2 protein-coding genes and 2 pseudogenes are annotated in these 2,332 nt (G+C 44.0%); all 4 read right to left on the bottom strand.

Annotated elements, in window-relative coordinates:
• A pseudogene (locus KQJ18_RS23450) lies at window positions 1-365 on the bottom strand (hypothetical protein); the annotation flags it as partial.
• 410 nt (window positions 366-775) lie between these two features.
• Window positions 776-1,165 (bottom strand): hypothetical protein, encoded by a 390-nt coding sequence (locus tag KQJ18_RS23445; RefSeq protein ID WP_062741457.1) that lies wholly within the window; start codon window positions 1,163-1,165, stop codon window positions 776-778.
• Between the two features lie 146 nt (window positions 1,166-1,311).
• Window positions 1,312-1,737, bottom strand: a complete 426-nt coding sequence (locus tag KQJ18_RS23440; RefSeq protein WP_216422882.1) for a hypothetical protein — start codon at window positions 1,735-1,737, stop codon at window positions 1,312-1,314.
• Window positions 1,738-1,938: 201 nt separating this feature from the next.
• A pseudogene (locus tag KQJ18_RS23435) lies at window positions 1,939-2,332 on the bottom strand (hypothetical protein); the annotation flags it as partial.

Genomic DNA, 2,332 nt, shown 5'->3' with positions numbered 1-2,332 from the left:
GGTACTGGACTGATCCCTTGGCACTGAAAATAACGTTCCTCTTTAAGAATAAAATCTTTAGTTTCAGAGTCAATACTCCCATAAATAATATAATGATGTTCCCAACTGCTATTTTTAGTCATTGCTTTCACAGACTCGATAAAACCCTCTTTTTTACCTTTATATTTTTCATACTCTGATGTACGGCTTTTCGCATTTCTTTTAAATTCAATAATAAAATAGCGATTCCTCGAAGATACTATCGCATCGCCTATTACTTCTGGATCACCTGCAAGAGGAGAGAGTAAGTCTATTCCCCAGTGTTCTTTCGCTGAAAAAACAAATTTGTATTCAACTGTTTTTTCAAACCAAATAAAATTGCTCATTAAATATCCTTAAGTGAAAATGCTAAATATTATGACAATAGGTCCACCGAAAATATTTACTTTAATTAAAAGTTTATACTCCATCTAATGAAGCTTCCCTGAGTATTCTGACATCTCGATTATCAGGACCAGTATACACATAAATTCTCTTATACCCTCAGGAAATGCCTCGCTCTACCAGCCATCTGTCTACTCCGCAGCGGCCGGGAAGTTTCAGCTGATTACATGGAATTGAACCGCATCGGTAGCGTTGTTAGCCGCCCATCCTGACCAACCTCCCAGGTACGAGCAATCCTTTTGCAGGCATACTAAAAGCATCACACTACACGTCAGAGGCATCATGCGCGTAATCCAAAGCGTCCTGCAAGGACCAGTCGTTCACTGGATATTGAGCTGCCGTGTTTGTGTAGTCACTGTAGTTGCTTCAACGGATAAGAATTGGAGCTGCTGGAACCGTCGCTGTAGGCCTCAGTAATAATGATTTTTTTCCCCTCAACAGCATATCTGACCGTGCTGTCAGCAGGATCATCACGCCAGCGACCGGTACTGTCAGGATTGTCAGATGCCCACATCACTTGATTGCCGATAAGTTTGCACTTGATGGCCCAGCGGGTGCCATCGTTCTGTCGGATATAATGTACGTAAGCAATACCTGACTCGACTTTATCCAGCTGCATGATTTTGAGATCACGGCCGAACATTGCCGCAGAAGCAGCCTTGCAAACCTGCCCCACCGTCACTTCAGAAGCCAGTACCGGCGCAGCAAACACGAGCGGAACAAGAAGCAGGAGTTTCTTCATACGGATCCATCCCTTTTAGTTATGTTCATGAATAATGATTATCGTATTTTTCGGCAGCCTGAAGCATTTCTTGACGAGTATTTCGCGTTAGGATGACAGGACTAACTAATAAAATCCCTGGCGCAATCTCAAGCACTCCCTGACGGTTAGCCCTGCTCCTGCTGTAGATCCTCAGCGTAGTACGCGAACAAAACATCGGGCATGAGGCCGGTTTTCTCTATGGTTACCAGAACGGACCGCGTTGAAACCTCGGAAGTGACCTTCATCGCCTCATCACGAATTTGAACATACGCAGGGTCTTCACGGGGCACAAAAGGCTCCAGGAGGTGGGCAATGGCCTTACCATTAACAGAAAGGCTGAACGTGCCAGCGGCACGATCCACATTCCAGATGTAGATGAGCGGCCATAAACCCAGCTCGTCGCATTCGGCCTCACTGCGGAGCCCCGGCAGGTACACGGGCATCGACAGCTTTTCATCACTCAGCGTCAGCGCGATAAACTGTTTTGCCGTCAGCCAGGGGCCTTGACCAGGCTCAGCATCAGGTTTTTTCTTTTTAAAGAATCCGAACATGGTGATTTCCTTATAGATGACAAATCTCTACGCAATCCTTAATGACTCTTAGGTATCTGTTAAACCCGTGACGATTCAACTTTTCATACGGTTGAGGCAAGAAAAAATTCGTTATCAACAAGGGGCTGCAACACGTGATTACCCACGTATTTGATTGAAACGTTGCTAGTCTACCTCAATGCTCATCAACGGGGCTGATTATCAGGAGTGTAGCTTCAACCATTTTACAAGCTCGTCATCTTTTGTAACCATCCCACCATTACCAAGCTTTCCATTGATTTCATTTATTTTCGCTTGCTTAGTCACCCTGTAGGTTGGTTCTAAATTTTTAAGCATAGTTTCATACATATGGTGATACCGTATGAATGCTTCTTCAGGGGAGCTCACTTTTGGCAATGTTGACGCCATGTAGAACATTGCGTTGATAGTCCCTCTTAGATAATGTTCCAGGTTCGCTGTAAGAAAATCAATGTACATGCTTGATTCAGCATTGTGAACAATAGAATTCCTGAGAATATATAACCTGTGGAGTTGAAGCGTGACTTTGTCAGCGTGCTTAATTATTTTTTTCGCCATTTCACGATGATCATTACAT

Origin of the sequence: Citrobacter sp. S55_ASV_140, from assembly GCF_018919505.1 — a bacterium.
Taxonomy (GTDB): Bacteria; Pseudomonadota; Gammaproteobacteria; order Enterobacterales; family Enterobacteriaceae; genus Citrobacter; species Citrobacter werkmanii.
Note: the sequence above shows the minus strand (reverse complement) of the source record. Positions and strands in the feature narration are given on the sequence as shown.

What these genes read in the sequence shown, in the direction of transcription:
- KQJ18_RS23440 (WP_216422882.1), bottom strand. Translation starts at nt 1,737, where the DNA reads ATGTTCGGATTCTTTAAAAAGAAAAAACCTGATGCTGAGCCTGGTCAA.
- KQJ18_RS23445 (WP_062741457.1), bottom strand. Translation starts at nt 1,165, where the DNA reads ATGAAGAAACTCCTGCTTCTTGTTCCGCTCGTGTTTGCTGCGCCGGTA.